We start from the raw sequence: 26,119 nt of genomic DNA on the forward strand, positions 1-26,119 counted from the left end.
CTCTTGGCAATCAACGCTCCTGACAGGATTTGTCAGGTTTCGGATTGAGTTTGCGCGCGTGGCGGTAGAAAAAAGTGAACGAGGATCAATAAAAAGCGATTCTTTCCGGAAACTATTTGTTGTGGTTACCGGATGGTTTCGGTCACTGGTTAATGCCAGGTGAACATGTTCCGGAAGGACAGGCAGATGACAGACGAAGCGCCGGTAAAGACAGGTTTGATGACGGGCGAGGACGGCGAGACCAGATGTTCCTGGCCCGGAGCGCTGCCGGAATATATCCACTATCACGATCACGAGTGGGGACGTCCCGTCACGGACGACCGCCGCCTGTTTGAAAAGATATGCCTGGAAGGCTTTCAATCGGGATTGTCGTGGCTGACCATCCTGCGCAAGCGCGAAAACTTCCGCGAGGCGTTCGACGGCTTCGATTTCGAGCGCATCGCCCGCTATGGCGAGAAGGATATCGAGCGGCTGCTGGCCAATGCCGGGATCATCCGCCATCGCGGCAAGATCACCTCGACCATCAACAACGCCAGACGCGTCCTTGAACTCCTTGCGGAGAAAGGTTCGCTTGCCGCCTATTTCTGGAGCTTTGAACCGCCTGTTGAGGAGCGGCCCAGAATTGTCGACTATGGCACGCTGATGGCCAATCCCACGACACCGGCGTCGGTGCGCCTCTCCAAGGATTTGAAGAAACGCGGTTTCAGCTTTGTCGGACCCACCACCATGTATGCGCATATGCAGGCCATGGGGCTGGTGAACGACCATGTGGAAGGCTGCAAGTGCCGGGCGGAGATCGAAAAAATCCGCGCCAATTTCAAACGGCCTGTCTAATCCACCTGTAGTAAACTGAAAACGGCATGCGGGCTTGCTTTGCTGCGGCAATTGCGAGCCGGTAATTCCTTGCCCTCCATGCCCTGATCGGTTAGAGCAAACTCCAATTCAAAGTTGATACTTCAAGGCATCGGATCAAAATCATGACAACGAAGGCAGACAGGTTGAAGGCGCGGCTGCCGCGCGGTTTTGTGGATCGGGTTCCCGATGATCTGCGTGCTGCCGAAACGATGATGGCCGACATCCGCAAGGTCTACGACCTCTACGGTTTCGAGCCTGTGGAAACACCGCTCGTCGAATATACCGATGCGCTCGGCAAGTTCCTGCCCGACCAGGACCGGCCGAACGAGGGCGTGTTTTCCTTCCAGGACGATGACGAGCAGTGGCTGTCGCTGCGCTACGATCTGACGGCGCCTTTGGCGCGCTTTGTGGCCGAGAATTTCGAGAGCCTGCCAAAGCCTTATCGCAGCTATCGCGCGGGCTGGGTGTTCCGCAACGAGAAGCCGGGTCCCGGCCGTTTCCGCCAGTTCATGCAGTTCGATGCCGATACGGTCGGCGCGCCCTCCGTCTCGGCGGATGCGGAAATGTGCATGATGATGGCTGACGTGATGGAAGCTGTCGGCATCAAGCGCGGTGATTATGTCATCCGCGTCAATAACCGCAAGGTGCTGGACGGTGTGCTGGAATCCATCGGGCTGGGCGGCGGCGACAAGATGGGCCAGCGTCTGGTCGTGCTGCGCGCTATCGACAAGCTCGACAAGTTCGGCGTCGATGGCGTGCGTCTCTTGCTCGGTAAAGGTCGTCTCGACGAAAGTGGCGACTTCACCAAGGGCGCGGGCCTTGACGAGGCGGCGATCGCCAAGGTGCTGGCATTTACCTCAGCCGGTGGTGCCGACGGCAGTGAGACCATTGCCAATCTGGAAGCCGTTGTCGCCGGAAACGACAAGGGTGTCGAAGGCGTTGCCGAACTGGCTACCATCGAGGCTCTGTCCTCGGCTGCCGGTTATGGCGCGCGCATCCGCATCGATCCGTCCGTGGTGCGCGGTCTCGAATATTACACCGGCCCGGTCTTTGAAGCCGAACTGACCTTTGATGTCACCAACGAGAAGGGCGAAAAGGTCGTTTTCGGCTCCGTTGGCGGCGGCGGCCGTTATGACGGTCTGGTGTCGCGTTTCCGCGGCGAGCCCACACCTGCAACGGGCTTTTCCATCGGTGTATCGCGTCTGATGACGGCCCTGAAGAACCTTGGCAAGCTTGACACGTCGGATAATGTCGGGCCGGTGGTCGTGCTGGTCATGGACCGCGATACGGCAAGCCTCGGCCGCTACCAGAAGATGGTTTCGGACCTGCGGCAGGCGGGCATTCGCGCCGAAATGTATCTCGGCGGTTCCGGCATGAAGCCGCAGATGAAATATGCGGATCGGCGTGGCGCACCCTGTGTGATCATTCAGGGTTCGCAGGAACGCGACAATGGCGAAGTGCAGATCAAGGACCTGATCGAAGGTGCGCGTCTTTCGGCCGAGATCGAGGACAATACCGTGTGGCGTGAAGGCCGTCAGGCGCAGATCACCGCCAGGGAAAGCGATCTCGTCGCGGAAGTGCGCAAGATTCTCGAAGCCCAGGCTGAGGATCGCGCCAACGCCTTGAAGGCTGGCTGATCCGCTATGACCGGTTCCCGCGCTCCTGTCTTTGCCCGTGACCTTGCCGCGCTGATTTCCGCGCGGGATGCGGAGCTTGTGGATATTCCGGTCATTCAACCAGCTGACCAGTTTCTGGATATGGCGGGCGAAGATTTGCGCCGCCGGATTTTCCTCACCGAGAACGAGAACGGCCAGAGCCTGTGCCTGCGCCCGGAATTCACCATTCCGGTCTGCCGCAACCATATCGAGCTCAATGCCGCCACGCCCAAGCGTTATGCCTATCTGGGGGAAGTGTTTCGCCAGCGGCGCGAGGGCGGCAACGAGTTCTTTCAGGCCGGGATCGAGGATCTGGGCGATGCCAACCGCGCCCGTGCGGATGCCCGTTCGCTGGCCGATGCCATTGCCTCCATCCGGCTTGTCGCGCCGAAAGCCGAGCTTGAAACGCTGCTCGGCGATCAGGCGATATTCGAAGCGGTTCTTGCGGCACTCGGCCTGCCGCGCGGCTGGCAGAAAAAGCTGGCGCGCGCCTTTGGCAATCCGGGCCAATTGAAGAGCCTGCTCGCCGATCTCTCGTCCAGCCAGAAGAACGGTTCTCTGCCCGACCGTCTCACTGCGCTGGTAGCGGACGGTAACGAGACCGGACTTGCCGCCGCGCTGGAACAGGACATGCAGGTCGCCGGTATTTCGCCGGGCGCCGGGCGCAGTCCGCAGGAAATTGCGCGCCGTCTGATCGAAAAAGCCAATCTGGCCTCGGTCAAGCTGCCGGCGCAGGCCTTTGCCGCACTGGAGACATTCCTGGCCATCCGGGTGCCATTGCAGACGGCTTCAACACACCTGCACACTTTCTCGCGGGCCAATGAATTCGACCTCGGACCGGCGCTCGACCAGTTCGAAGCCCGGGTTGTCGCCGTGCGCGAAGCGGGGATCGAGCAGGAAAACATCGTCTACGATGCCGCTTTTGGCCGTCCGCTCGATTATTATACCGGGCTTGTCTACGAGACCCGCGCGCTCGCCAGTCCTGATCTTGGCGCCATTGTCGGCGGCGGGCGCTATGACCGGCTTTTGACCATGCTTGGCGCCGTCGATTCCATTCCCGGCGTCGGTTTTTCGATCTGGCTCGACCGGCTGGAGAAAATTGCCGGAGGTGCGCGATGACCATTACCCTTGCGCTTCCCTCCAAGGGCCGCCTTAAGGAACAGGCCCTTGAGGTACTTGAAAAAGCCGGGCTGAAAGTCATCCTGCCCAAGGATCAGCGCAACTATCGCGCGCAGGTCGAGGGTGACAGCAGGATCGACATCCTGTTCCTGTCGGCCTCGGAAATCGCCCGTGAGCTTGGCTATGGCAGCGTTGATCTCGGGGTAACCGGCGAGGACCTCATCCGTGAGAGCCTGTCGGCAGCCGATGAGCGCGTGCAGATCGAAGCGCGGCTGGGGTTCGGTCATGCGGATGTGGTCGTGGCCGTGCCCGAGGTCTGGTACGACGTGTCGACGATGGCTGACCTCGACGACGTGGCTGCCGAGTATCGCCAGCGTCACGGCAGGCGTTTGCGGATCGCCACCAAATACTGGCGCCTGACCCAGCAGTTTTTCTCGCAGATGCACGGTATCCAGGTCTACCGCATCGTTGAAAGCCTTGGCGCCACCGAGGGCGCTCCGGCATCCGGTTCTGCGGATATCATCGTCGACATCACCTCGACGGGCTCGACCCTGCAGGCCAATCACCTGAAGGTTCTGGAAGACGGCATCATCCTCAAATCCGAGGCGTGCCTCGTTTCCTCGCGCCGCAGTGCCGATCCCGCGGGGGGTGCGGCTCTGGCGCAACGCATACAGGCGGCGATAGCGCGCGGCTAAGCATCAACTATCCGTGATATCACGTGGCTTTGTAACTTTTACGGCCGCTCATACGTATTTCCCAACGAGATGACTGATATGTTTCGGTCATCCTGTTCAGGGAGACTTTGTCATGATGACACGCCGATCGCTTTTTGGCGGAGCTGTTCTGGGACTTGGAGCGCTGATCGCCGCGCGCTTTTCCTCCCAGGCCAAAGCCTATGCAGCCGGTACTTTTGAAGTCGAGCATACGGATGCCGAATGGAAGAAGCTGCTCACCTCAGACCAATATGACGTGCTGCGCAAGGAAGGCACGGAGCGCCCGTTCACCAGCCCGCTCAACCACGAAAAGCGCAAGGGGACATTTGCCTGCGCCGGGTGTGATCTGCCGCTCTTCGATTCCGACACCAAATTTGACAGCGGCACCGGCTGGCCGAGTTTCTGGGCGCCGATCAAGGGTGCTGTGACGGAAGTGTCGGACAGTTCCTTCGGCATGACACGCACCGCCGTCAACTGCCACCGCTGCGGCGGCCATCTGGGCCATGTCTTTGACGACGGGCCGCAGCCGACCGGTCTGCGCTATTGCATGAACGGCGTGGCCCTTACCTTCAAACCAGCCGCCGCCTGATATCCGGGAAAGGATTATCGATATGAAATTGCGTCAAATTCTGCTCGCTTCCTGCCTCATCTTCACGCCGGTCACTGCCTTTGCCGAAAGCATCACCATGGTTCCGCCACCCGCCATGGACCAGACGGCAACCGCGAAGACGGAAACGATCGTTCTCGCCGGCGGCTGCTTCTGGGGCGTGCAGGGTGTCTACCAGCATCTGAAGGGTGTCACCAATGCCGTGTCCGGCTATTCCGGCGGCAAGAAGGAAACCGCGAGCTACGAGATTGTCAGTTCCGGCAACACAGGCCATGCGGAATCCGTCGAGGTGACGTTCGATCCCAAGGTGGTCAGCCTCGGCAAGATCCTGCAGGTTTATTTCTCCGTGGTGCACAATCCGACAGAGTTGAACCGGCAGGGCCCGGATTCGGGAACGCAGTATCGCTCGGCGATTTTCACCACGAATGAGGATCAGGCGAAGATTGCCAGCGCCTATATCGCCCAATTGGACAAGGCAAAGGCCTATTCGGGACCGATCGTCACCAAGATTTCCGCTCTGGACAAGTTCTATCCCGCGGAGGGCTATCATCAGGATTACGCGACGCTGCATCCTTCGCAGCCCTATATCGCCTATTATGATCTGCCGAAGATCGAGGGCCTCAGCAAACTCTTCCCACAGGACTACCGGGACAAACCTGTTCTGGTCAGCGAGGCGAAAGCGTCAGACTGACGGGAAACCGGGACAATAAAAAGGCCGCGTTAAGCGGCCTTTTCCATGCAACTTGGATCGATTTCAGCGAAGCTTGGCATCGACCGAAAGCGTGCCTGCACCATGCTGGGCCAGAACGAAGAAACCGCCTGCGATAGCCAGGTTCTTGAAGAACTGGATGCTTTCGAAGGGTGCCCAGTGACCGACATAGGCGGCGCCGAGCGTGAAGAGGCCGAGAAGAATGGCTGCGTAGCGCGTCTGGAAGCCGAAGAGAACGGCAAGGCCGCCCACGAGTTCGACGAGACCGACGACAGCAGCTGTTACCGTTGGCAGCGGCAGGCTCTTGGCTGCAAAATATTCAGCCGTACCGGCCAGGTTGGTCAGCTTGCCATATCCCGCCGGGATGAACAAAAGGGTCAGCAGAATGCGGCTGATCAGTGTGGCGATGGCATTGCTGGACGTTGTTGAGTTGGCAAGTGCGTTGTCTGACATGGGATCGTTCTCCAGAGTTTGTCGTGACAACCGAATACCTAAATTCGATTGTCAAACAAAGCCACTATTTTCTCGACGCATTGTTCACAATGAAATGATTTTCTCTTCTCATTCCGGTGCGATCATGCGTTCCGGGCGAACGAGACGGTCATAATCCTCAGCCGAAACGTGGCCGCTGGCCAGTGCTTCCTCGCGCAAGGTCGTGCCATTCTTGTGGGCGGTCTTGGCGATTTTGGCTGCATTGTCGTAGCCGATGGCGGGCGCAAGCGCCGTGACCAGCATCAGGGAACGCTCGAGCAGGTCCTTGATGCGCACTTCGTCCGCTTCGATGCCCTCGACACAATTGTCGGCGAAGGACACCATCGAATCCGCAAGCAGGCGGATCGACTGCAGGACGTTGAGCGCAATGACCGGCTTGAACACGTTGAGCTCGAAATGGCCCTGGCTGGCGGCGACGGTAACTGTCGTCTGGTTGCCGAATACCTGTGCCGCGACCATCGTCAGCGCTTCCGCCTGCGTCGGGTTGACCTTGCCCGGCATGATCGACGAGCCCGGTTCGTTTTCCGGCAGCTTCAATTCACCGAGGCCGGAGCGGGGGCCTGAACCCAAAAAGCGGATGTCGTTGGCGATCTTGAAGAGGTCGGTGGCAAGCGCGTTCAGGCTGCCGTGGAAGTTGGCGAGCGCGCCATGGCTGGCAAGCGCTTCGAACTTGTTCGGTGCCGTCCTGAAGCTGAGACCGGTGATATCCGACACGGCTTCGGCAAAACCCGTATCGAAACCAACAGGGGCATTGAGGCCGGTGCCGACGGCTGTGCCGCCCTGTGCCAGCAGGAACACATCGGCAAGGCTCTGTTCGATGCGCTTGCGGGCATATTCCAAAGCGGCGCGATAGCCGGAGAATTCCTGGCCGAGCGTGACTGGTGTCGCATCCTGCGTATGCGTACGGCCGATCTTGATGATGTCGGCAAAGGCCTTTTCCTTCTTCGCCAGGGCGGTGGTCAGATGGTCAAGGGCAGGATAGAGCCGCTTGGTCGCCTCGACGGCAGTGGCGATATGGATGGCGGTCGGGAACGTATCGTTCGACGACTGGCTCATGTTGACGTGGTCGTTGGGATGAACCGGCTTCTTCGAGCCCTTTTCCCCGCCGAGCATCTCGATGGCGCGGTTGGAGATGACTTCATTGGCGTTCATGTTCGACTGGGTACCGGAACCGGTCTGCCAGACGACGAGCGGAAAATGATCGTCCAGCTTGCCTTCGATGACCTCTTCCGCTGCGACCGTGATGGCGCGGCCGGTCACGTCGTCGAGCTTGCCGAGCGCCATGTTGGTCTCTGCGGCAGCGCGCTTGACGATGCCAAGGGCGCGGACGAGCGGGATCGGCATTCTTTCGCCGCCGATCTTGAAATTATGCAGCGAGCGCTCGGTTTGCGCGCCCCAGTATTTGTCCGCGGCGACTTCGATGGGACCAAACGTATCTGTTTCGGTGCGGGTATTGCTCATCGTGCTTTCTATCCTGTTGGAAGTTGCCGGAAGAACTACTGCTAACCTCCGCGCGAGGCAAGGTTTGCCAGGAGAATGTTGTTCTGGAAATCGTTCGGCAATGGGATAAAATCGATTATACGGCGTTCTGCGCAAATGAAAATTTCGGCAAGGTTACCCATGAATTCACCCCAGGAGACGCCTGTTCTTGCCAATTGCTCGGGACAGTATCGTGAGTCGGTGCCCCAGGCGGCGCTGAGGCCGCATTTTCTCTGTGTCTGGAGCCATGTAAGCCCGCATGTCTGGGGAAAGCCGGTGACCGTTGTTCCCGATGGTTGCGTCGATATTCTGTGGTCGCAAGGCCGTCTGAGCGTGGCCGGTCCCGATATCGCACCCCATGTGGTTGATCCGGGTATTACGAGCGTTGTCGGCATGCGTTTCGCGCCGGGTGCTGCCGCAAAATGGCTCGGCCTGCCCATGTCCGAGCTCGTGGGATTGCGGGTTGATCTCGGTGAATTGTGGGGTGCAAAAGCCGAGGCGCTTGTGGACACGCTGAGCCCGGCACAATCGGAGACAGAGGCAATGCAACGGCTGGAAACGGCTATTGCCGCAATGGCGGGTTCGATGGACCAGCCCGATGAGGCCATGTCCCGTACCTTTTCGGCGCTCGGCCGGGTGGGTGAGGGGTCGCACGTTTCCCGGCTCGCCAGGCTTCTCGATATGAGCGAACGCACCTTGCGGCGGCACTGCCGGACACATTTCGGCTATGGTCCGAAAACACTCGAACGCATCCTGCGCTTCCAGCATTTCCTTCGTTTGGCACAGTGCACGCCGGAAAGCAGCCTTGGCATGCTGGCATTTGAGGCGGATTATGCCGATCAGGCGCATTTGAGCCGGGAGGTAAAAGCGCTGGCGGGCATATCGCCCGGCGATGTCGTGCAGCAGATGGCGGCCTGATTGGCCGTTTTGTTCAAGACAGGCCGGTGCGATAAGCGATAGGTAACATGCAAATGGGGAGGACAGGCCGTGGTGACGCGTGACTCGCGAACTCTACAGGTTTCCATCGAACGGGATTGGCATGCGGTCTACGACTTCGCGTCCAATCCGGAGAATGTGCCGAAATGGGCATCCGGGCTGGCATCCGGTTTGCAAAAGCTCGGAGATGAGTGGCTTGCGGACGGGCCGGTCGGGAGACTACGCATCCGCTTCGCCCCGTTGAACGCCTATGGGGTTCTGGATCATTGGGTTGTGACGGAAACCGGCGAGGAGGTCTATGTGCCGTTGCGCGTGATCCCGAACAATGACGGCTGCGAGGTCAGTTTCACGCTGTTCCGCATGCCTGACATGAGCGAGGGCAAGTTTGCGGAAGACGCCGCGTGGGTTTTGAGAGATTTGACGGCATTGAAAGCCGTTTTGGAAACGCAGCAGATATGAAGGACGGATGATGGCTCAATCGGGCAGGGACAAGCGGATCGACTATATCGAATTCAACGTCAGCGACATCGGCCGCATGCGCGCATTCTATGGCGAGGCGTTCGGCTGGACCTTCAAGGATTACGGTCCGGAGTATTGCGAATTTTCCGATGGCAATCTCACGGGCGGCTTTGCTGCCGGCGGTGACGTGCGAACCGGCGGCCCGCTGGTCATTCTGTTCGCCGATGACCTTACCGATGCCCAGAAACGTGTCGAAAGCGCCGGCGGGAAAATCGTCAAGCCTGTTTTTGATTTCCCGGGCGGGCGGCGCTTTCACTTCGCCGACCCGGATGGCTATGAACTCGCGGTCTGGTCCGACAAATAGGCGGGCCGTTCAGGCGGCCAGTTTCAGCATGTGCGCGTCGTAGCGTTCCATGAACTGGCGCAGCAGCTGCGGATATTCCGGCGTGACCGCCGCCTTGACGCTCGGACGCTCCGACAGGGCCTGGCGCCACGCCCGGACCTTCGGGTAAGCGGCAAACACGCCATGTTCCGTGAGTGTGTCGAAGGTGTCGAAATAGCGGAAGACCGGGGCGAACACCGCATCGACAAGGCTGAATGTCTTGCCGGCAAAGAACGGCCCGTCGCCGAGAACCTCTTCGAGCCGGGCGAACTTGGCTTTCAGTGTCGCAAGCTTGTCGTTGAACAGCGCCGCATCCCCTGTGGTTTCCAGCGACCAGATATCCGAAAGGATGGTCGAGCCGAATTCCATCCAGCCACGATGGCGGGCACGCTCGAGGGCATTGTCCGGATGCAGGCGCGGTTCACCTTCGGTCTCTTCGATATATTCGGCAATGACCGTGCTTTCGAACAGGACAGCCTCGGAGCCATCGTCCTGTTCCACCTTCAGCAGCGGGACCTTGCCCAGCGGCGATATCTTGAGGAACCAGTCCGGCTTGGCATTGAGATCAATGTAGATCTTTTCGAAGGGCACGCCTTTTTCCGCCAGTGCAATCGCCGCGCGCTGCACGTAGGGGCAAAGGAGATGGCTGATCAGGGTAAGTTTCTTGGTCATGGCGGGTCTCCCTATTCGTGATGGCTGAACAAGCAAAAAGGGCGACCGTCGAAACGGCCGCCCTTTGGAATTTATGCGGAGCGCGCTGCCTTCAGAGCCTTGCCCCACCAGACGAGCTGATCGAGCTGGTTGGTGGCTGCCTCATTCAGATGGGCATAATCGCCAAGCGTCTTTTCGCCCTTGACCACGCTCAGATATTCCGGGAACGAGATGTGGATGCCTGTCTTAACCGAGGCTGCACTCATCTCGACGAAAATCCCGCGCAGGTGCTCGATGGCCCGTGCGCCGCCGACACCGCCATAACCGACGAAACCGACCGGCTTGTGGATGAAGTCGCCAAGATCGATCGCGTTTTTCAGAACGCCCGTTGGCGCGTGGTTGTATTCGGCGACCGTAACGACATAGGCATCGAATTCACGCAGCTTCTTCTTCCAGCGTTCCGCCGTCTCGCTCTGTTCCGTGGTTGTGCGCTCTTCACCGAAAAACGCCATCGGATAGTCGATGAGATCGAGGATTTCGACCGCGACATCGTCGCGTTTGCCCGCAACGTCGGCGATCCATTTCGCCGGGAACTCGGCAAAGCGGCCAATGCGCGTGCTGCCAACGATGATGCCGATCTTCAGTTTCGTCATATTCAGAATTCCTCAGGTTTTTGCTGTGGTAACTATTGGTTACTGGCGCTATATAAGTGACTGTTGAAAATACCCGCAAGGAGGCACTTTTTTGAAACCGAAGCACTTCCAAGTAACCTCTGCCTGTACGGCGGTGAATCACATTCTGGCCCGTGTCGGTGACAAATGGACCGTGCTGGTTATCAACTATCTCGGCAATGGTTCAATGCGCTTTAACGAGCTGAAGCGAACCATCAACGGGATTTCGCAGAAGATGCTGACCAGCACGTTGCGCGGGCTTGAGCGTGACGGCTTCGTCACCCGGACCGTCTATCCGACCATTCCGCCGCGCGTGGACTACGAGCTGACCGATCTTGGCCGTGAACTGCTGGTGCCGGTGCGCGGGCTGGCAGATTTTGCCATTCAGAACGAGCAACGTATCGCCAATGCGCGGGCTCGGTTCGACAACGCCACCGGCGTGGCTGACATCGCCGCCTCATTTGCCCACGCAGCTGAGTAACGCGTTCACCACCACTCTTGAAAGTAAGGTAAAAATGCCTTACTTTGTTGCGGGTTAAACAGGTGGCGATGTGATGAGCGTACTGACAGTGACGGCAAAGGGCCAGGTTACTCTTCGAAAAGATGTCCTTCAGCATCTGGGTGTACAGCCCGGCGACAAAATCGTGGCGGAGCTTCTGCCTAATGGAAAAGTTGAGGTTCATGCCGCCAAGCGGTCTGGTTCTATCGAGAATTTTATCGGACTTCTAAGCCGCCCGGATCAAAAACCGCTCAGCGTTGAAGAGATCAATGAGATCATTGCTGACGGATGGGCTGGTCTCAAAAAATGAAGGCCACGCTTGATACCAACGTTCTCCTCAGGGCCGTTGTCCAAGACGATCCGGTCCAGTCCGCCACCGCAGCCAACCTCCTCAGAGACGTTGAATTGGTGGCTGTCAGCACGACATCCCTGTGTGAATTCTGCTGGGTGCTCGCCAGAGGCTATAAGTTTGATCGAAGCGATATTGCGCGAGCCGTGCGTGCATTGACCCAAAGCGAAAATGTGGCATCCACCAAAGCTGCCGTCGAGGCCGGTCTTGCGGTGCTCGACGCGGGTGGTGACTTTGCCGATGGCGTGATCGCCTTCGAAGGGCAGCGATTGGGCGGTGAAGTATTCGTCACTTTCGATAAAACTGCTGCCACTCTCGTTGGAGCAAGTGGCGTGTCGGTAAAGCTCCTATCAGCTTAACAGGCCGTAACCGAGCGATAATCCGCTTCGATAGAACGCTGCTTGAAATACAGACAACAAAAAAGGCGGGCCAAGGCCCGCCTTTTCCGTATGTGATTGGCGTGGACTGATTAGAAGTCCATACCGCCCATGCCGCCCATTCCGCCGCCTGGCATCTGGGGAGCGCCGCCATTGTCCTTCTTCGGAGCTTCGGCGATCATGGCTTCTGTCGTAACAAGAAGACCGGCAACCGATGCTGCGTCCTGCAGAGCCGTACGAACAACCTTGACCGGGTCGACGATGCCCATGACGATCAGATCGCCATACTCACCATTGGCCGCATTGTAGCCGTAGGTTTCCTTCTTGCTCTCAAGGATCTTGCCGACAACGATGGAAGCTTCGTCACCTGCGTTCGTTGCGATCTGGCGAGCCGGAGCCTGCAGCGCACGACGAACGATGTTGATGCCAGCGTCCTGATCGGAGTTTGCACCCTTGAGTGTCAGGTTTGCCGAAGCGCGGAGTAGGGCAACGCCACCGCCGGGAACGATGCCTTCTTCAACAGCAGCACGTGTTGCGTTGAGAGCGTCGTCGACGCGGTCCTTCTTTTCCTTCACTTCAACTTCCGTTGCACCGCCAACGCGGATAACGGCAACACCGCCAGCGAGCTTGGCAAGACGTTCCTGCAGCTTCTCACGGTCGTAGTCGGAAGTGGTTTCGTCGATCTGCTGCTTGATCTGGCCGACGCGGGCGTTGATTTCGCCCTTCTTGCCATGACCGTCAACGATCGTGGTGTTTTCCTTGGTGATCGACACCTTCTTGGCGCGGCCAAGCATGTCCAGCGTAACGCTTTCGAGCTTGATGCCGAGATCTTCGGAAATAACCTGACCACCGGTGAGGATCGCGATGTCTTCCAGCATGGCCTTGCGGCGATCGCCGAAGCCAGGAGCCTTGACGGCAGCAATCTTCAGACCGCCGCGCAGCTTGTTGACGACGAGCGTTGCAAGAGCTTCGCCTTCGACGTCTTCGGAGATGATGACGAGCGGCTTGGAAGTCTGGACGACAGCTTCGAGAACCGGCAGGAGAGCCTGGAGGTTCGACAGCTTCTTCTCGTGCAGAAGGATGTAGGCGTCTTCGAGGTCAGCAACCATCTTTTCAGGGTTGGTGACGAAGTATGGGCTGAGGTAGCCGCGGTCGAACTGCATGCCTTCGACGACTTCGAGTTCGGTGTCAGCGGTCTTGGCTTCTTCGACGGTGATAACACCCTCGTTGCCGACCTTCTGCATTGCCTTGGCAATCATTTCACCGATTTCAGTCTCGCCATTGGCAGAGATCGTGCCAACCTGCGCAACTTCTTCCGAAGTCTTGATCTTCTTGGCGCTCTTGCCGAGCTGCTTGACGACTTCTGCAACAGCAAGATCGATGCCGCGCTTCAGGTCCATCGGGTTCATGCCGGCAGCAACAGCCTTGCCGCCTTCCTGAACGATTGCCTGGGCCAGAACCGTCGCAGTCGTGGTGCCGTCACCGGCAATGTCGTTCGTCTTCGAAGCGACTTCACGGACCATCTGTGCGCCCATGTTTTCGAACTTGTCTTCAAGTTCGATTTCCTTGGCAACGGTTACGCCGTCCTTGGTGATGCGCGGAGCGCCGAAGGACTTGTCGATAACGACGTTGCGGCCTTTCGGGCCGAGCGTTACCTTGACAGCGTCCGCAAGGATATTGACACCGCGCAGCATGCGCTCACGCGCGTCGCGGCCGAATTTTACTTCTTTGGCAGCCATTTTATCTCTCCTGGGATTGAACCCGGTTTGATCGAAATTCGTTGATTAAAGGGAAAACCGGCTGATTAGCCGAGGATGCCCAGAATGTCGGATTCTTTCATGATCAGCAGATCTTCGCCGCCGATCTTGACTTCCGTGCCCGACCACTTGCCGAACAGGACATGATCGCCTGCCTTGACATCGAGCGGGATGAGCTTGCCGGCTTCGTCACGAGCGCCGGTACCGACGGAGACGATTTCGCCTTCCTGTGGCTTTTCCTTGGCAGTATCCGGAATGATGATGCCGCCTGCAGTCTTTGCTTCGGATTCGATACGGCGTACGACGACGCGATCGTGAAGCGGGCGGAACTTGGTCTTGGCCATGGTTAGAACCCTTGATGTTGGTGTCAAAACGGTGAAGCGAACGAGTGATCGTCCGCGTTATTAGCACTCACAAGTGACGAGTGCTAACTGGGCTCGGAAATAGTGGGCAGCCATGGAAGAGTCAAGGGAGAGGTTTGCCGAATTTTCGGCGAATGACTGAAAAGCAATGCACGCTGGCGCGTCTTCAGCCCATGCGAAATCATCCCATGCAATTGTGAACCAATGATGACGCGTCCGCGGTTATGCGGCCCGCGACCGCACCGTTGCAGCCTTTGCCGCTTCGGAACGCAGATGGGTATCTCCCCAGACCTTGAGGGCCGATATGATCGGCTCCAGGCTGCGGCCGTGTTCCGTCAGGGAGTATTCCACCTTGGGTGGTACCTGTGCATAAACCTTGCGTGTGATGAAGCCGTCGGCCTCCAGCTCGCGCAGCTGGTTGGTCAGCATGCGCTGGGTAACGCTGTTCAGGTGACGGCGGATTTCGTTGAAGCGCAGCGTACCGGACATCAGGTGAAAAAGGATCATGCCCTTCCATTTGCCGCCGATGAGATTGAGCGTTCCTTCCACGGGACAACCCGGGGCGCAATCAAAATTCGTATGGCGGATGCGCGGCATCACGGTATCCTTTATGACACTATATGCAATTTATGTGCATTCTTGCACTGTTCGAACATAGCGCGCATTTGAACAGCGTCAACTTATCTGGAGAATGCCTATGCGCGCTGTCGCCTATTATGAACCGCAGCCGGTCACTGCGGAAACTTCACTCGTCGATATCGATCTGCCCAAGCCCGAAGCGCAGGGGCGCGACCTTCTGGTCGAAGTGAAAGCCATATCGGTCAATCCCGTCGATACGAAAATCCGCGCCGGTGCAAAGCCGGAAGCGGGCCAGCCAAGAGTTCTCGGCTGGGATGCGGCCGGTATCGTTACAGCGGTGGGGCCGGATGTCCGGCACTTCAAGGTTGGGGACGAGGTGTTCTATGCGGGAGCGGTGGATCGCTCGGGAACCAATGCCGAGTATCATCTTGTCGATGAGCGCATCGTTGGCACGAAGCCGAAATCCCTCGATTTCAGCGCCGCGGCTGCCCTGCCGCTGACGTCGATTACCGCATGGGAAATGCTGTTTCACCGGCTCCACATCGACATTCCGGTGGTTGGCGCAGCCAACGCCATTCTGATTATCGGCGGTGCCGGTGGAGTCGGTTCGATTGCCGTGCAGCTTGCGCGCAAACTGACCAACCTGACGGTGATCGCCACGGCCTCGCGCCCGGAAACCCGCCAATGGGTGGAGGAACTGGGCGCACACCATGTCATCGATCATTCAAAGCCGCTCGCCGCGCAGGTGGAAGCGCTCGGTCTCGGCGCCCCCGCCTTTGTCTTTGCGACGACGAACTCCGATACGCATCGCACGGAGATTGCGGCGCTGATTGCGCCGCAGGGCCGGTTCGGCCTGATCGATGATCCGAAAAGCTACGATATCATGCCGTTCAAATGGAAAAGTGTTTCCATCCACTGGGAAGTGATGTTCACCCGCTCGCGTTACGATACCGCCGATATCGAGGAGCAGCGCAAGCTGCTCAACAGGGTGGCGGAACTGGTGGATGCCGGCACGCTGCGCACCACCCTTGCCGACGATCTCGGCCCGATTTCAGCCGCCAATCTGAAGAAGGCCCATGCGCTTATTGAAAGCGGGCGAGCCCGCGGCAAGATTGTCCTGACCGGCTTTTAAACAACGGCGGCGGGCAGGGCGTCCATGCTCTGCCCGCTATAGCGTTATCGCGCAAACCGCAGCCAGCCGATGATGGCCACCGCAAGATAGGTGCCGCCGCAGATGAGGAGGAGATCGCCGGGGCTGACGCGGCTGCTCATCATCGGGGCCACCAGCATACCGAAGAGCATGCCGGCGTGTGAGGTCACGATATAGATGCGTGTGGCCGGTGCGATATCGGCTGACGGCAGCAGGGTCTGGCGCAGGGTTGCAAAGGCGACGTCCTTGAAAGGGCCGCCGAAACCCGACACTCCCGAAGCGATGACAAAGCCGATGAGACGCCAGTGCACAGGCATGGGGGCAAGGGCGGCCAGCGCCATCAGCAGGATACCAGTACCGGTTGTACACACGCCGAGATAGATCATCCGCGCCGGATGTTCCGGCATGGGACGGTTGCCGACAACGAGATTGGCGATGAGATTGCTCACCCCGAATGCCGCGATCACCAGACCGTAGAGCCCGAAACCGGTTGTCAGCGACGCATCGAACTGGCTGGAGATGATCAGGGGAACAGCGAGGAAGAAGGCCACATACCATGCGCCGCCGATGAAGGCATTGCTGTCGAGCAGGAAGCCGAGCAGCGGTTGCCTGTGCATGGCGCGATAACCGTAGGACAGGCTGGCGAGCGGGTGTTTTTTCCGCTGGCTCACGGGCGGCGCGACCGCTGTCGAAGACAAAGGCAATGCCATGATCGCTGCCGCTGAAAGCAGGAAGCTCAGGGCATTGGCGGTGAAAAAATGAATGGGGGCAATGATCGCGCCAGCCAATGCAATCAGTCCGGGACCAAGCAATCGCGCCAGCCGGTTCGTCGCATCAAGCAACGCATTGGTGCCGGCCAGCAGGCCCGGTTCATTGGCGATCAGCTGCGGCAGAATGGTCTGCAGCGCCGGCAGGAACAGGGCTTCACCGGCGGCAAGAACCGCGACGGCCAAGGCAAGCACCCAGGCGTCCGGTTGTCCTTCGATCATCCAGACGAGAACCACGAGAACCAGCACGGCGCAGCGGCAAAGGTCGGCGCCGATCATCGTGCGGCGGCGGTCCCAGCGATCCGACATGGCGCCGCCCAGGAACAGGACGGCAAGGATGATCGCCGATTTGACCGCGGCGATATAACCGGCGGCCGGGCCGAATATATCAACGGCAATCCAGCTCAGCGCGACCGTATAGAGCTGGTCGCCGACAGCGGACAAGGCAAGGCCGGACCAGAGCAAACCGATGGAGCGTCGGCGGAGTAGCGTGATGAATTGCATGGGGCGAAAACAGGCTTGTGGTGGATCAATGCCACAAGGTTATTGCAAAATCTTTGCAGTGAATATGACGACCCTGACGGTTTGTGTCAGGAGCGTTCAACCGTCCTCGCGCACGTGATGGGCCATATCCATCAGCATGCCGCTGACATGCGCGTCGGAAAGCGCATAGAAGATTTGCCTGGCACGCCGGTCGCCGCGCACGATGCGAGCGCTGCGCAACAGGCGCAAATGATGGCTGACCAGCGATTGCGACAGGTGAAGGCTCTCCGCGATATCGCCGACGGATCGCGGCGCATCGAGGCAATAGAACAGAATGCGCAGGCGGGTCGGATCGCCAAGGAGTTTGAAGGTTTCAGCCAGGCTTGCGGTGTCGGATTCCGTTGGCATCGTCATGGCTGTCAATGCTTGTGTCCCGCGTGGCTGTGATCATGGCCGGCGTGATTGCCGTCCGTCTCGTGATCTGCCGAGGCGGATGCGGTCTGTTGCCCGATTTCGCCTTCGTCATGCGGCATATCCGGCCAATCGATGGCGATGGTGGCGTGCTGGATGTCGAAGCGTTTGGCGAGCTCGGCCTCGACAGTCTTCACAAGACGGCGCGGGTCGGTTCCGTCCTCTGGCTGGACATGCAGCGTTGCAAGCGCCTTGCCTGACGTGATGAGCCAGACATGCACGTGCCTGACGGCGGCAAGCCCTGCAACCGCTCCCATGAGATATGTCTGGATTTCTTCCGGCCTGGCATTTTCAGGCGCGCCTTCCAACAGGATGTGCAGCGCATTGCGCAGCAGGGCCCAGGCGCTGCGCAGGATCAGCACGGAAACCAGGATGGAGAGAATCGGGTCGATGGGCGTCCAGCCGGTAAAATAGATGACAATGGCTGCGCTGATGGCGCCGACGGAGCCGAGAAGGTCGCCCATGACGTGCAGGACGGCGCCCTTGATGTTCACATGTTCCTTGTCGCCGCGGGTCAGGATCCAGAACACCAGCATGTTGATGAGCAGCCCAACGAAGGCCACCAGGAACATGGGGCCCGCCAGAATTTCACCGGGTGAGCGGAAGCGGTTGATCGCTTCGATGGCGATCCAGACGACAATGGCGAAGAGCGCGATGGCATTGATGAGGCCGGCAATAACCTCGAAGCGCAGATAGCCATAGGTGCGGCTTTGGTCTGCCGCGTGCTGGCCAAAGCGGAACGCGGCATAGGACAGGGCAAGCGCACCGGCATCGGTCAGCATGTGTCCCGCATCGGCAATCAGCGCCAGCGAACCGGACATTACGCCGCCGATCACCTCGATGATCATATAGGAGAACGTGATGATGAAGGCGATCAGCACCTTGCGCTGATTGTCATTGGTTATTTTGGGGCCATGGTCGTGCCCTGCGTGCGACTGCGACATTGTTCCGGCTCGTCCCGTTGATGACATACATCATATAAATACATGTTCATATGTTTTATGTCAATCGCAGCGCGTCCGAACGGTGGTTTGTTCGGTCCGCCGGAAGGGCCCCGGCGGATCGTCATCGGCGCGATCAGGCGGCCAGCCGCGTTCCAGCCTCATCCAATGTGATGTGGCCGAGAAACTGGCCGCTGGTGACAGCCGGAGTTTCGTCCTCGATGGCATGGGCAAAAATCACGGCCTTGTCGGCTTCCAGCTTCTGCAGATAGGCATGAAGGCCGGGATACTCCGTTTTGAGGTCAAAGAGACCGAGATCCTCGCCCCAGCGGGCGATGCCGATCATGTAGGCATCGGCAATCGTCCTGTTGGTGCCGACAAGCCAATCCCGCCCCTGCAGATGGGATTGCAGATAGGCATAGCAGGAGGCGGCTTTCTCCCGTGCCAGGTCACGCAGTATCTTGATCGCCGGATCGCCCTCTTTCAGCTTGTAGGCGGTCCAGGCCGACGCAAAGGCAGAGTGAAAGCTGGTGTGCAGATAGGCCAGCATCTGGTTGAGCCTGTCATGCGTCTCGGTGCCCTGGGCAAACCCCAGCTGCTTCCCAAGATCGCGTGCGGCGATGTTGTGGAGAATGGCAAAGCTTTCGCGCAGGCTGCTGCCGTTTTCCAGAAGCAGCGTCGGTGTCTGGTGCATGCTGTTGACGCGGCCATAGATAGCGCTCTTCGACTTGGCCAGCATGTCGACGCGGGCAAGGCGATAGGGTTGGCCGAGCCATTCCAGCGCGACGATTGAACCGAACGAGCAGCCATGCGGCACGCCATAAAACAATACGGGTTCCATTTTCATTTCCTCATTTTTGAATGTCATACCGCGGTGAAAATGAAGATGGCGATATCGGTCACTATTGTAAAGAAGGCACAAAAATGTCATGTTGGTACAAATTTTATACCAACAATCAGATGGAATGGTCGTCATGAAAGACCTGGTTTCCGAATGCCCCGTCGAAAATGCCATGCTGGTGCTGGGCGGGCGCTGGCGCATCCTGCTCATCTACTATCTGCTGGAGGGAACGAAGCGTTTCAGCGAACTGCGCCGTGACATGCCGAAAATTTCTCAGCGCATGCTCACCCTGGACCTGCGCGCCCTCGAAGAGGCCGGTTACGTGACCCGCACGATCATCCCGCAGGTTCCGGTGCGTGTCGAATACAGCCTGACGGAGGAGGGGCGGCATCTCAAGACGCTGGTCGATGTGCTCGGCGAATGCGGTGACCGGCTGGCCAGCCGCGGCTACGTCAAGGCTGCAGCGTAATTACCAGAGGTGCGTGGTTCGACAAGCTCACCATGAGGGAAGTTTGCGGGCTGCAATCAAACCACCTCTCTCATGGTGAGCTTGTCGAACCACGCACGATTGTTCTGCCACATTCCAGATGAACTGAAGAGCCAGAAGCGACAATCACAGGTGACACGATTGCCGCTATCGGCTAAGCGATGCCATCTTATTCGCTCCGGCAATCTGAAAGGATCGGCATGACCGACATGGTACATTTGCAGCGTCTCGATGCGCTCAGAGACCGATATGATGTTCTCCTGTGTGATGTCTGGGGTGTTCTGCACAATGGTATTGATTCCTTCGCGGCCGCGTCCAACGCGTTGCAGCGGGCACGGGAAGCCGGGCAGACGGTGATCCTGATCACCAATGCGCCGCGTCCCTTCGCCGGTGTGGCCCAGCAGATCAAGATGCTCGGTGTGCCGGATGCCGCCTATGACCGCATCGTCACGTCGGGCGATGTCACGCGCGACCTGATCCGCAACGCGCCGCGCCGTGTGTTCCATCTGGGGCCGGAACGCGATGAAACGTTGTATGAAGGGCTTGATGTCGAGCTGACCGAAGAGCGTGAAGCGGATGTCGTGGTCTGCACCGGCTTCTTCGATGATGATGCCGAAGGTCCGGACGACTATGCCGACATGCTCACGCGCTTTCGCTCGCGCAACCTGCCGTTCATCTGCGCCAATCCCGACATCGTCGTCGAGCGCGGCGACCGGCTGATCTGGTGCGCGGGTGCCCTCGCGCGCGATTATGGCCAGTTGGGCGGGCGCACGCTCATTGCCGGAAAGCCGCATCGCCCCATTTACGAAGCGGCCATTGCCGCGGCGGAGGCCGTGCGCGGCGAGCCGGTCGACCTCGCGCGCGTGCTCGCCATTGGTGACGGCATGCTGACGGATGTGAAGGGCGCCGATCTCTTCGGAATCGACGTGCTCTATATTTCCGGCGGCATTCACGCCGGCGATTATGTGAGAGGCGGCATATTTGATCTGGAAAAGCTGCTCGGCTTTCTCAAGAAGCATGGCAGCAACCCCGTTGCCACCATGCCGGCTCTCGCCTGAGGTACACGCACCATGCCGATTCTACGCCTGACCGACCCTTCGCATCTGCCGCAGCATCTGAAGGGCGCCGTGGTGGCGATCGGTAATTTTGACGGTGTGCATCGCGGCCATCAGGCTGTTCTGGGGCGGGCGCTTGATGCCGCCCACGCCGCCGGAAAGCCTTCGCTGGTTCTGACCTTCGAGCCGCATCCGCGCAGCGTCTTCGTGCCGGATCAGCCGGTCGACCGGCTGACACCCGCGGCGGAAAAAGCTTCCATCCTGGAAGCGCTCGGTTTCGACGCCGTGGTGGAGTGCCATTTCACCCGGGATTTCTCGCAGCTCACGGCCGATGTGTTCGTGGACGAGATTCTCGTTGCCGGTCTTGGAGCGAGCCGTATCGTGGCGGGGTTTGACTTCCACTTCGGCAAGGGACGGCAGGGCGGTCCGGCCTTTCTCATGGATGCCGGGGAAAAGCGCGGCTTTCAGGTCACGCTCGTCGATGCATTCCGTGACGAGGGCGGACAGGCCATTTCATCCAGCCGCATTCGCGAACTTCTGGGTGCGGGCGACATTGTCGAAGCGTCGGGGCTTCTGGGGTACCGCCACCGGATTCGCGCGGAAGTGGTGCATGGCAAGCAGCTTGGCCGCACGATCGGCTTCCCCACGGCCAATATGGTGCTGCCACCCGAGACGCATCTGCAGGAAGGCATTTATGCCGTGCGTTTTCGCCGTGCGGACGGCACGCTCCATGACGGTGTGGCCAGCTTTGGCCGCAGGCCGACCGTGGATACCGATGGCGCGCCGCTGCTCGAAACCTATGTCTTCGATTTCACCGGCAATCTCTACGGCGAAATCTGCGCGGTTTCGTTCTTCGGCTATTTGCGCGGCGAGGAAAAGTTCGATGGGCTTGAGCCGATGATGCAGCAGATCAGGCGCGACGAGGAAGAAGCGCGTGCTCTGTTGCAGGGAGTGAAACCGTTATCCGCTCTGGACGACACGATTAATTTTCGATGAAACGGTAAATTGTTTACCATAAGAATAAATCCAATTTTATCTATCCTTCGCTAGCGTCATTCTCAAATCTGCCGCCCTCCCAGGCGAAATTTTGGAGTGATTTCATGCATGTTCGTCTCGTCGCCGCTCTTTCGGGCGCCCTTATACTTGCCGGTGCCGTCCCGGGCTCTGCCGATGATTATTATTACGAAGGCCAGCAGAACCAGACGGCGGCTGCGCCTCGCCAGCATTGGTGGTCGGGTGACTGGTATCTGACCCTCGGCGCCAAGGGCTTCATCGCCCCGCGCTATGAAGGCGCAAAGGACTATCTTCTGCGGGCCGCGCCGGTTATCTCGCTGGGCCGTGCCGGAGCCGCCGCCCGTTTCAGCTCCCTCAATGACAATGCGTCGATCGGCCTGATCGATACGGGCGTGTTCCGCACCGGTATCACCGGCAAGCTGATCACCGGCCGCGACAGCGGCGACGCGAATCTCAAGGGCGTGCATGATGTCGATTGGGGTGTGGAAGTGGGCGGATTCGCCGAATTCTATCCGACGGACAATATTCGCGGCCGTGTCGAGGTGCGCCGGGGTATCGGTTCGCATGACGGCGTCGTTGCCGACTTTGCCGTCGATGCCTTCAAGGACCTGACGCCGACCGTGCGCGTTTCGGCCGGGCCGCGCGCCACCGTGGCGTCGCGGGATTACTTCAAGCAGTATTATGGGGTGAACCCGACGGAAGCGGCTGCATCCGGCCTGTCGACCTACCGTCCCGATGGCGGCGGTCTGAAATCGCTTGGTCTCGGCGGCCAGATCACCTGGAAGGCGACGGACAAGATCGAAACCAGTGCCTATGCGGAGTATAGCCGCCTGATGGGACCGGCAGCCGATTCCAGCATCGTCAAGGAGCGCGGGTCGGCCAATCAGGCGACCTTCGGCCTGCAGGCAACCTACCGCTTCGACTTCGCGCTTTGACCGATATATCGGGCTGATGCGAAGTTTATTGCGTCAGCCCCTTTATTCTGGAAGCAGTGATTGCTAAAAGCGCGCTCATGAAAACTGTTTCCTGGACCCTTGCACAGTCCATACCGCTTCAGACACCACGAATTACTGGCCCGGCCTTCCGGTTTGCCTGAAGCCTAGGCTTGCGGGTGCGGAAGGTCCGGGTTTTCCGGATGCGCCATCGCGCTCTTTTTTGATTTTCGTCACATCTTTGCCTGCTGCGATCACGCGCGGGCCTGTTCACAAGCTGGAAAAATGACCGACACCGCCAACCCACTCGACTATTCGAAAACACTTTATCTGCCGCAGACCGATTTTCCGATGCGCGCCGGCCTGCCCGCCAAGGAGCCGGAATTCGTCAAGCGCTGGGGCGAGATGAATCTCTACAGGAAATTGCGCGAAGACGGGAAGGGGCGCCCGCTCTATGTGCTGCATGACGGTCCTCCCTATGCCAATGGCAATATCCATATCGGCCATGCGCTGAACAAGATCCTCAAGGACGTCATCACCCGCTCGTTCCAGATGCGCGGTTTCGATTCCAATTATGTTCCCGGCTGGGATTGCCACGGCCTGCCGATCGAATGGAAGATCGAGGAACAGTACCGCGCCAAGGGCAAGGACAAGGACGACGTGCCGATCAACGAATTCCGCAAGGAGTGCCGTGAGTTCGCCGCCAATTGGATCAAGATCCAGTCCGCCGAATTCAAGCGCCTCGGCATCGAGGGCGATTTCGACAATCCCTATACGACGATGGCTTTCCATGCGGAAAGCCGCATCGCCGGGGAATTGCTGAAATTCGCCATGTCGGGCCAGCTCTATCGCGGTTCGAAGCCGGTCATGTGGTCGGTGGTCGAGCGCACGGCGCTGGCGGAAGCCGAGGTCGAGTATCAGGACTATGAAAGCGACACCATCTGGGTGAAATTCCCGGTCGCAAATGGCGCGGGCGATCTCGGCGCGGCGCATGTGGTGATCTGGACCACGACACCATGGACCATCCCGGGAAACCGTGCGGTCAGCTATTCCCCGCGCATTGCCTATGGGCTTTACGAGGTCGAAACCGCTGAAAATGATTTTGGACCCCGGCCGGGCGAAAGGCTGATCTTCGCCGACGCGCTTGCGGAGGAATCCGCGGCCAAGGCCAAGCTGACCTTCAAGCGGATCAAGACCGTTGCGGCCGGCGAGTTTGCCGCCATGACCCTGGCGCATCCTTTCAAGGGGCTGGGCGGCGGCTATGAATTTGTGGTTCCGCTGGTTGCCGGTGATCACGTCACCGACGATGCCGGTACTGGCTTCGTGCATACCGCCCCAAGCCACGGCCGCGAGGACTTTGACGCCTGGACCGCTGCAGCGCGTGAACTTGAGGCGAAGGGTATTTCTCCGGCTATCCCCTTCACCGTTGATGATGCCGGTTTCTATACCAAGGACGCTCCGGGCTTTGGTCCGGACCGCGAAGGCGGAGCCGCGCGCGTCATCGACGACAACGGCAAGAAAGGCGATGCCAACAAGGCCGTTATCGAGGAGCTTATCGCGCGCAGTGCACTGTTTGCCCGCGGCCGGCTGAAGCACTCATATCCGCATTCGTGGCGTTCGAAGAAGCCGGTCATCTTCCGCAACACGCCGCAATGGTTTGTCTATATGGACAAGGATCTGGGCGATCTGACCACATTGCGTTCGCGCGCCCTGGCGGCGATCGACGAGACCCGTTTCGTACCCGCGGGCGGCCAGAACCGGCTGCGTGCCATGATCGAAGACCGTCCCGACTGGGTCCTGTCGCGCCAGCGCGCCTGGGGTGTGCCGATCTGCGTGTTTGCCGATGAGAATGGCAACGTGCTCAAGGACGATGCGGTCAATGCCCGCATTCTCGAAGCATTCGAACAGGAAGGCGCCGATGCCTGGTTTGCCGAAGGCGCGCGCGCGCGTTTCCTTGGCGAAAAGGCAAACGAGCCGTGGGTGCAGGTGCGCGACATTCTCGATGTCTGGTTTGACTCCGGCTCGACCCATGTCTTCACGCTGGAAGATCGTCCTGACCTGAAATGGCCTGCCGATGTCTATCTGGAAGGCTCCGACCAGCATCGCGGCTGGTTCCACTCGTCGCTGCTGGAAAGCTGCGGTACCCGCGGCCGTGCGCCCTACAACACCCTCGTCACCCATGGTTTCACCATGGACGAGGAGGGGCGCAAAATGTCGAAGTCGCTCGGCAATACGGTCACGCCGCAGGATGTGATCAAGGATTCCGGCGCCGATATCCTGCGCCTGTGGGTCATGACCACGGATTATTGGGAAGACCAGCGTCTGGGCAAGAACATCATCCAGACGAACATCGATTCCTATCGCAAGCTGCGCAACACCATCCGCTGGATGCTTGGCACCCTGGCCCACGATGCCGGGGATGAAATCGCCTATGCTGATATGCCGGAACTGGAAAAGCTGATGCTGCACCGTCTCGCCGAGCTCGATGAGGTGGTCCGCTCGAGCTATGATGCCTTCGAATTCAAGCGCATCACGCGTTCCCTGATCGATTTCATGAACGTCGAATTGTCGGCGTTCTATTTCGATATCCGCAAGGATGCGCTGTATTGCGACGCGCCGTCCAGCATCAAGCGCCGTGCGTCCCTGCAGGTTGTGCGTCACCTGTTCGACCGTCTGGTGACCTGGCTTGCGCCCATGCTGCCATTCACCACGGAGGAAGCCTGGCTCGACCAGTATCCCGCCGCCGTCTCTGTTCATCTCGAGCAGTTCCGTGCGACGCCGGCCGAATGGAAGAACGAAGCCCTGGCCGAGAAGTGGCGCAAGGTGCGGGACGTCCGGCGCGCCGTCACCGGTGCACTGGAACTGGAGCGCGCGGACAAGCGCATCGGTTCGTCGCTCGAGGCGGCGCCGGTGGTTTTTGTCAGCGATCCGGAACTGTTTGCTGCCGTTTCCGATCTCGATATGGCCGAAATCTGCATCACCAGCGCCATCACGATCAGGAACGAAGCGGCTCCGGCTGGCGCATTCATTGCCGAGGACGTGAAGGGCGTGGCGGTCGTTCCCGAGCGCGCATCGGGTACAAAATGTGCCCGTTCATGGCGTTATACCCATGATGTTGGCTCCGATCCGGCCTACCCGGATGTCTCGGCCCGTGACGCGGCGGCACTGCATGAACTGGCAAAACTCGGCAAACTCGCCATTTAAGTGTATAAATGCGGATCATTCTCTGGATGATCCGCATTTTGCTTAACAATAGGTTGCTTCGGCTTGCTTATTGGGACGGGCCTCATGTAAAAGGCTTGCCATTGAGTTGCCTGATTTAACAGG

General features: G+C 59.1%; 29 protein-coding genes. 18 read left to right on the plus strand and 11 right to left on the minus strand.

The window, feature by feature from the left end; genetic code table 11:
* Positions 1-186: 186 nt before the first annotated feature.
* The 6 genes from ACZ5FP_RS06440 to msrA all read left to right on the plus strand — a co-directional run bounded on the left by ACZ5FP_RS06440 (position 187) and on the right by msrA (position 5,640).
* Complete coding sequence (locus ACZ5FP_RS06440) at positions 187-834, plus strand: DNA-3-methyladenine glycosylase I (protein WP_464662798.1); 648 nt, start codon at positions 187-189, stop codon at positions 832-834.
* Between the two features lie 143 nt (positions 835-977).
* Positions 978-2,492 carry a histidine--tRNA ligase gene (gene hisS / locus ACZ5FP_RS06445; RefSeq protein WP_464662799.1) on the plus strand — a complete coding sequence of 505 codons (1,515 nt, stop codon included), beginning with the start codon at positions 978-980 and terminating at the stop codon, positions 2,490-2,492.
* 6 nt (positions 2,493-2,498) lie between these two features.
* A complete protein-coding gene (locus ACZ5FP_RS06450; protein ID WP_464662800.1) occupies positions 2,499-3,629 on the plus strand; it encodes an ATP phosphoribosyltransferase regulatory subunit in 1,131 nt (376 codons plus the stop codon).
* Entirely contained in the window at positions 3,626-4,324 is a 699-nt protein-coding gene (gene hisG, locus ACZ5FP_RS06455; protein ID WP_464662801.1) for an ATP phosphoribosyltransferase, read from the plus strand. Before ACZ5FP_RS06450 ends, hisG begins: the two co-directional genes overlap by 4 nt.
* Before the next feature lie 112 nt (positions 4,325-4,436).
* Positions 4,437-4,931 (plus strand): peptide-methionine (R)-S-oxide reductase MsrB, encoded by a 495-nt coding sequence (gene msrB, locus ACZ5FP_RS06460; RefSeq protein WP_464662802.1) that lies wholly within the window; start codon positions 4,437-4,439, stop codon positions 4,929-4,931.
* A 22-nt stretch (positions 4,932-4,953) separates the two neighbouring features.
* Positions 4,954-5,640, plus strand: coding sequence for a peptide-methionine (S)-S-oxide reductase MsrA (gene msrA / locus ACZ5FP_RS06465; protein WP_464662803.1), 687 nt, complete (start codon positions 4,954-4,956; stop codon positions 5,638-5,640).
* Between the two features lie 63 nt (positions 5,641-5,703).
* Here msrA and ACZ5FP_RS06470 read toward each other — a convergent pair whose 3' ends face one another.
* Positions 5,704-6,111, minus strand: coding sequence for a DoxX family protein (locus ACZ5FP_RS06470; RefSeq protein WP_464662804.1), 408 nt, complete (start codon positions 6,109-6,111; stop codon positions 5,704-5,706).
* A gap of 108 nt (positions 6,112-6,219) precedes the next feature.
* A complete protein-coding gene (gene fumC / locus ACZ5FP_RS06475; protein WP_464662805.1) occupies positions 6,220-7,611 on the minus strand; it encodes a class II fumarate hydratase in 1,392 nt (463 codons plus the stop codon).
* Positions 7,612-7,770: 159 nt separating this feature from the next.
* Here fumC and ACZ5FP_RS06480 point away from each other — a divergent pair, with 159 nt between their 5' ends.
* The 3 genes from ACZ5FP_RS06480 (at position 7,771) to ACZ5FP_RS06490 (ending at position 9,388) form a co-directional block, all read left to right on the plus strand.
* A complete protein-coding gene (locus ACZ5FP_RS06480) occupies positions 7,771-8,547 on the plus strand; it encodes a helix-turn-helix domain-containing protein (protein ID WP_464662806.1) in 777 nt (258 codons plus the stop codon).
* Between the two features lie 69 nt (positions 8,548-8,616).
* Entirely contained in the window at positions 8,617-9,024 is a 408-nt protein-coding gene (locus ACZ5FP_RS06485; protein WP_464662807.1) for an SRPBCC family protein, read from the plus strand.
* Positions 9,025-9,034: 10 nt separating this feature from the next.
* Positions 9,035-9,388: a VOC family protein gene (locus ACZ5FP_RS06490; protein ID WP_464663197.1), complete on the plus strand. Its 354-nt coding sequence runs from the start codon at positions 9,035-9,037 to the stop codon at positions 9,386-9,388.
* A gap of 9 nt (positions 9,389-9,397) precedes the next feature.
* On the opposite strand, the gene ACZ5FP_RS06495 is transcribed toward ACZ5FP_RS06490, so the two are convergent.
* Both ACZ5FP_RS06495 and ACZ5FP_RS06500 read right to left on the minus strand, forming a co-directional pair.
* Positions 9,398-10,078 carry a glutathione S-transferase family protein gene (locus tag ACZ5FP_RS06495; RefSeq protein WP_223611686.1) on the minus strand — a complete coding sequence of 227 codons (681 nt, stop codon included), beginning with the start codon at positions 10,076-10,078 and terminating at the stop codon, positions 9,398-9,400.
* Positions 10,079-10,149: 71 nt separating this feature from the next.
* Positions 10,150-10,710 carry an NADPH-dependent FMN reductase gene (locus ACZ5FP_RS06500; RefSeq protein WP_464662808.1) on the minus strand — a complete coding sequence of 187 codons (561 nt, stop codon included), beginning with the start codon at positions 10,708-10,710 and terminating at the stop codon, positions 10,150-10,152.
* Between the two features lie 91 nt (positions 10,711-10,801).
* Here ACZ5FP_RS06500 and ACZ5FP_RS06505 point away from each other — a divergent pair, with 91 nt between their 5' ends.
* The 3 genes from ACZ5FP_RS06505 (at position 10,802) to ACZ5FP_RS06515 (ending at position 11,935) form a co-directional block, all read left to right on the plus strand.
* Positions 10,802-11,209, plus strand: a complete 408-nt coding sequence (locus tag ACZ5FP_RS06505) for a winged helix-turn-helix transcriptional regulator (protein WP_223611684.1) — start codon at positions 10,802-10,804, stop codon at positions 11,207-11,209.
* 73 nt (positions 11,210-11,282) lie between these two features.
* On the plus strand, positions 11,283-11,537 hold the full coding sequence (locus ACZ5FP_RS06510; protein WP_464662809.1) for an AbrB/MazE/SpoVT family DNA-binding domain-containing protein: 255 nt from the start codon (positions 11,283-11,285) through the stop codon (positions 11,535-11,537).
* Complete coding sequence (locus tag ACZ5FP_RS06515; protein WP_464662810.1) at positions 11,534-11,935, plus strand: type II toxin-antitoxin system VapC family toxin; 402 nt, start codon at positions 11,534-11,536, stop codon at positions 11,933-11,935. The genes ACZ5FP_RS06510 and ACZ5FP_RS06515 overlap by 4 nt, the downstream gene beginning before the upstream one ends.
* A gap of 110 nt (positions 11,936-12,045) precedes the next feature.
* Here the strand turns inward: ACZ5FP_RS06515 and groL are convergent, their stop codons facing one another.
* The 3 genes from groL to ACZ5FP_RS06530 form a co-directional block, all read right to left on the minus strand.
* Complete coding sequence (gene groL / locus ACZ5FP_RS06520) at positions 12,046-13,692, minus strand: chaperonin GroEL (RefSeq protein WP_105736257.1); 1,647 nt, start codon at positions 13,690-13,692, stop codon at positions 12,046-12,048.
* A 65-nt stretch (positions 13,693-13,757) separates the two neighbouring features.
* Positions 13,758-14,054, minus strand: coding sequence for a co-chaperone GroES (gene groES / locus ACZ5FP_RS06525; RefSeq protein WP_105736255.1), 297 nt, complete (start codon positions 14,052-14,054; stop codon positions 13,758-13,760).
* Between the two features lie 240 nt (positions 14,055-14,294).
* Entirely contained in the window at positions 14,295-14,669 is a 375-nt protein-coding gene (locus tag ACZ5FP_RS06530) for a winged helix-turn-helix transcriptional regulator (RefSeq protein ID WP_288191981.1), read from the minus strand.
* 100 nt (positions 14,670-14,769) lie between these two features.
* Between ACZ5FP_RS06530 and ACZ5FP_RS06535 the strand changes: the two genes are divergently transcribed.
* Positions 14,770-15,783 (plus strand): zinc-binding alcohol dehydrogenase family protein, encoded by a 1,014-nt coding sequence (locus tag ACZ5FP_RS06535; RefSeq protein WP_464662811.1) that lies wholly within the window; start codon positions 14,770-14,772, stop codon positions 15,781-15,783.
* A gap of 44 nt (positions 15,784-15,827) precedes the next feature.
* Here the strand turns inward: ACZ5FP_RS06535 and ACZ5FP_RS06540 are convergent, their stop codons facing one another.
* The 4 genes from ACZ5FP_RS06540 to ACZ5FP_RS06555 all read right to left on the minus strand — a co-directional run bounded on the left by ACZ5FP_RS06540 (position 15,828) and on the right by ACZ5FP_RS06555 (position 19,304).
* Complete coding sequence (locus tag ACZ5FP_RS06540; protein WP_464662812.1) at positions 15,828-17,072, minus strand: MFS transporter; 1,245 nt, start codon at positions 17,070-17,072, stop codon at positions 15,828-15,830.
* Between the two features lie 96 nt (positions 17,073-17,168).
* A complete protein-coding gene (locus ACZ5FP_RS06545) occupies positions 17,169-17,465 on the minus strand; it encodes an ArsR/SmtB family transcription factor (protein WP_464662813.1) in 297 nt (98 codons plus the stop codon).
* Positions 17,466-17,470: 5 nt separating this feature from the next.
* Positions 17,471-18,466: a cation diffusion facilitator family transporter gene (locus ACZ5FP_RS06550; protein ID WP_464662814.1), complete on the minus strand. Its 996-nt coding sequence runs from the start codon at positions 18,464-18,466 to the stop codon at positions 17,471-17,473.
* 133 nt (positions 18,467-18,599) lie between these two features.
* Positions 18,600-19,304, minus strand: coding sequence for a glutathione S-transferase family protein (locus tag ACZ5FP_RS06555; protein WP_464662815.1), 705 nt, complete (start codon positions 19,302-19,304; stop codon positions 18,600-18,602).
* Positions 19,305-19,437: 133 nt separating this feature from the next.
* On the opposite strand from ACZ5FP_RS06555, the gene ACZ5FP_RS06560 reads away from it, so the two are divergent.
* From ACZ5FP_RS06560 to ileS, 5 genes are all read left to right on the plus strand, one after another.
* Positions 19,438-19,773, plus strand: a complete 336-nt coding sequence (locus ACZ5FP_RS06560) for a winged helix-turn-helix transcriptional regulator (protein ID WP_464662816.1) — start codon at positions 19,438-19,440, stop codon at positions 19,771-19,773.
* A gap of 227 nt (positions 19,774-20,000) precedes the next feature.
* Positions 20,001-20,849: a TIGR01459 family HAD-type hydrolase gene (locus tag ACZ5FP_RS06565; RefSeq protein ID WP_464663199.1), complete on the plus strand. Its 849-nt coding sequence runs from the start codon at positions 20,001-20,003 to the stop codon at positions 20,847-20,849.
* Positions 20,850-20,861: 12 nt separating this feature from the next.
* Complete coding sequence (locus tag ACZ5FP_RS06570) at positions 20,862-21,842, plus strand: bifunctional riboflavin kinase/FAD synthetase (protein ID WP_464662817.1); 981 nt, start codon at positions 20,862-20,864, stop codon at positions 21,840-21,842.
* A gap of 104 nt (positions 21,843-21,946) precedes the next feature.
* Positions 21,947-22,795 (plus strand): MipA/OmpV family protein, encoded by an 849-nt coding sequence (locus ACZ5FP_RS06575; protein ID WP_346307509.1) that lies wholly within the window; start codon positions 21,947-21,949, stop codon positions 22,793-22,795.
* Positions 22,796-23,077: 282 nt separating this feature from the next.
* Positions 23,078-25,996 (plus strand): isoleucine--tRNA ligase, encoded by a 2,919-nt coding sequence (gene ileS, locus ACZ5FP_RS06580; RefSeq protein WP_464662818.1) that lies wholly within the window; start codon positions 23,078-23,080, stop codon positions 25,994-25,996.
* Positions 25,997-26,119 lie beyond the last annotated feature (123 nt).

The sequence above is a fragment of the Phyllobacterium sp. T2-21 genome (assembly GCF_055378485.1).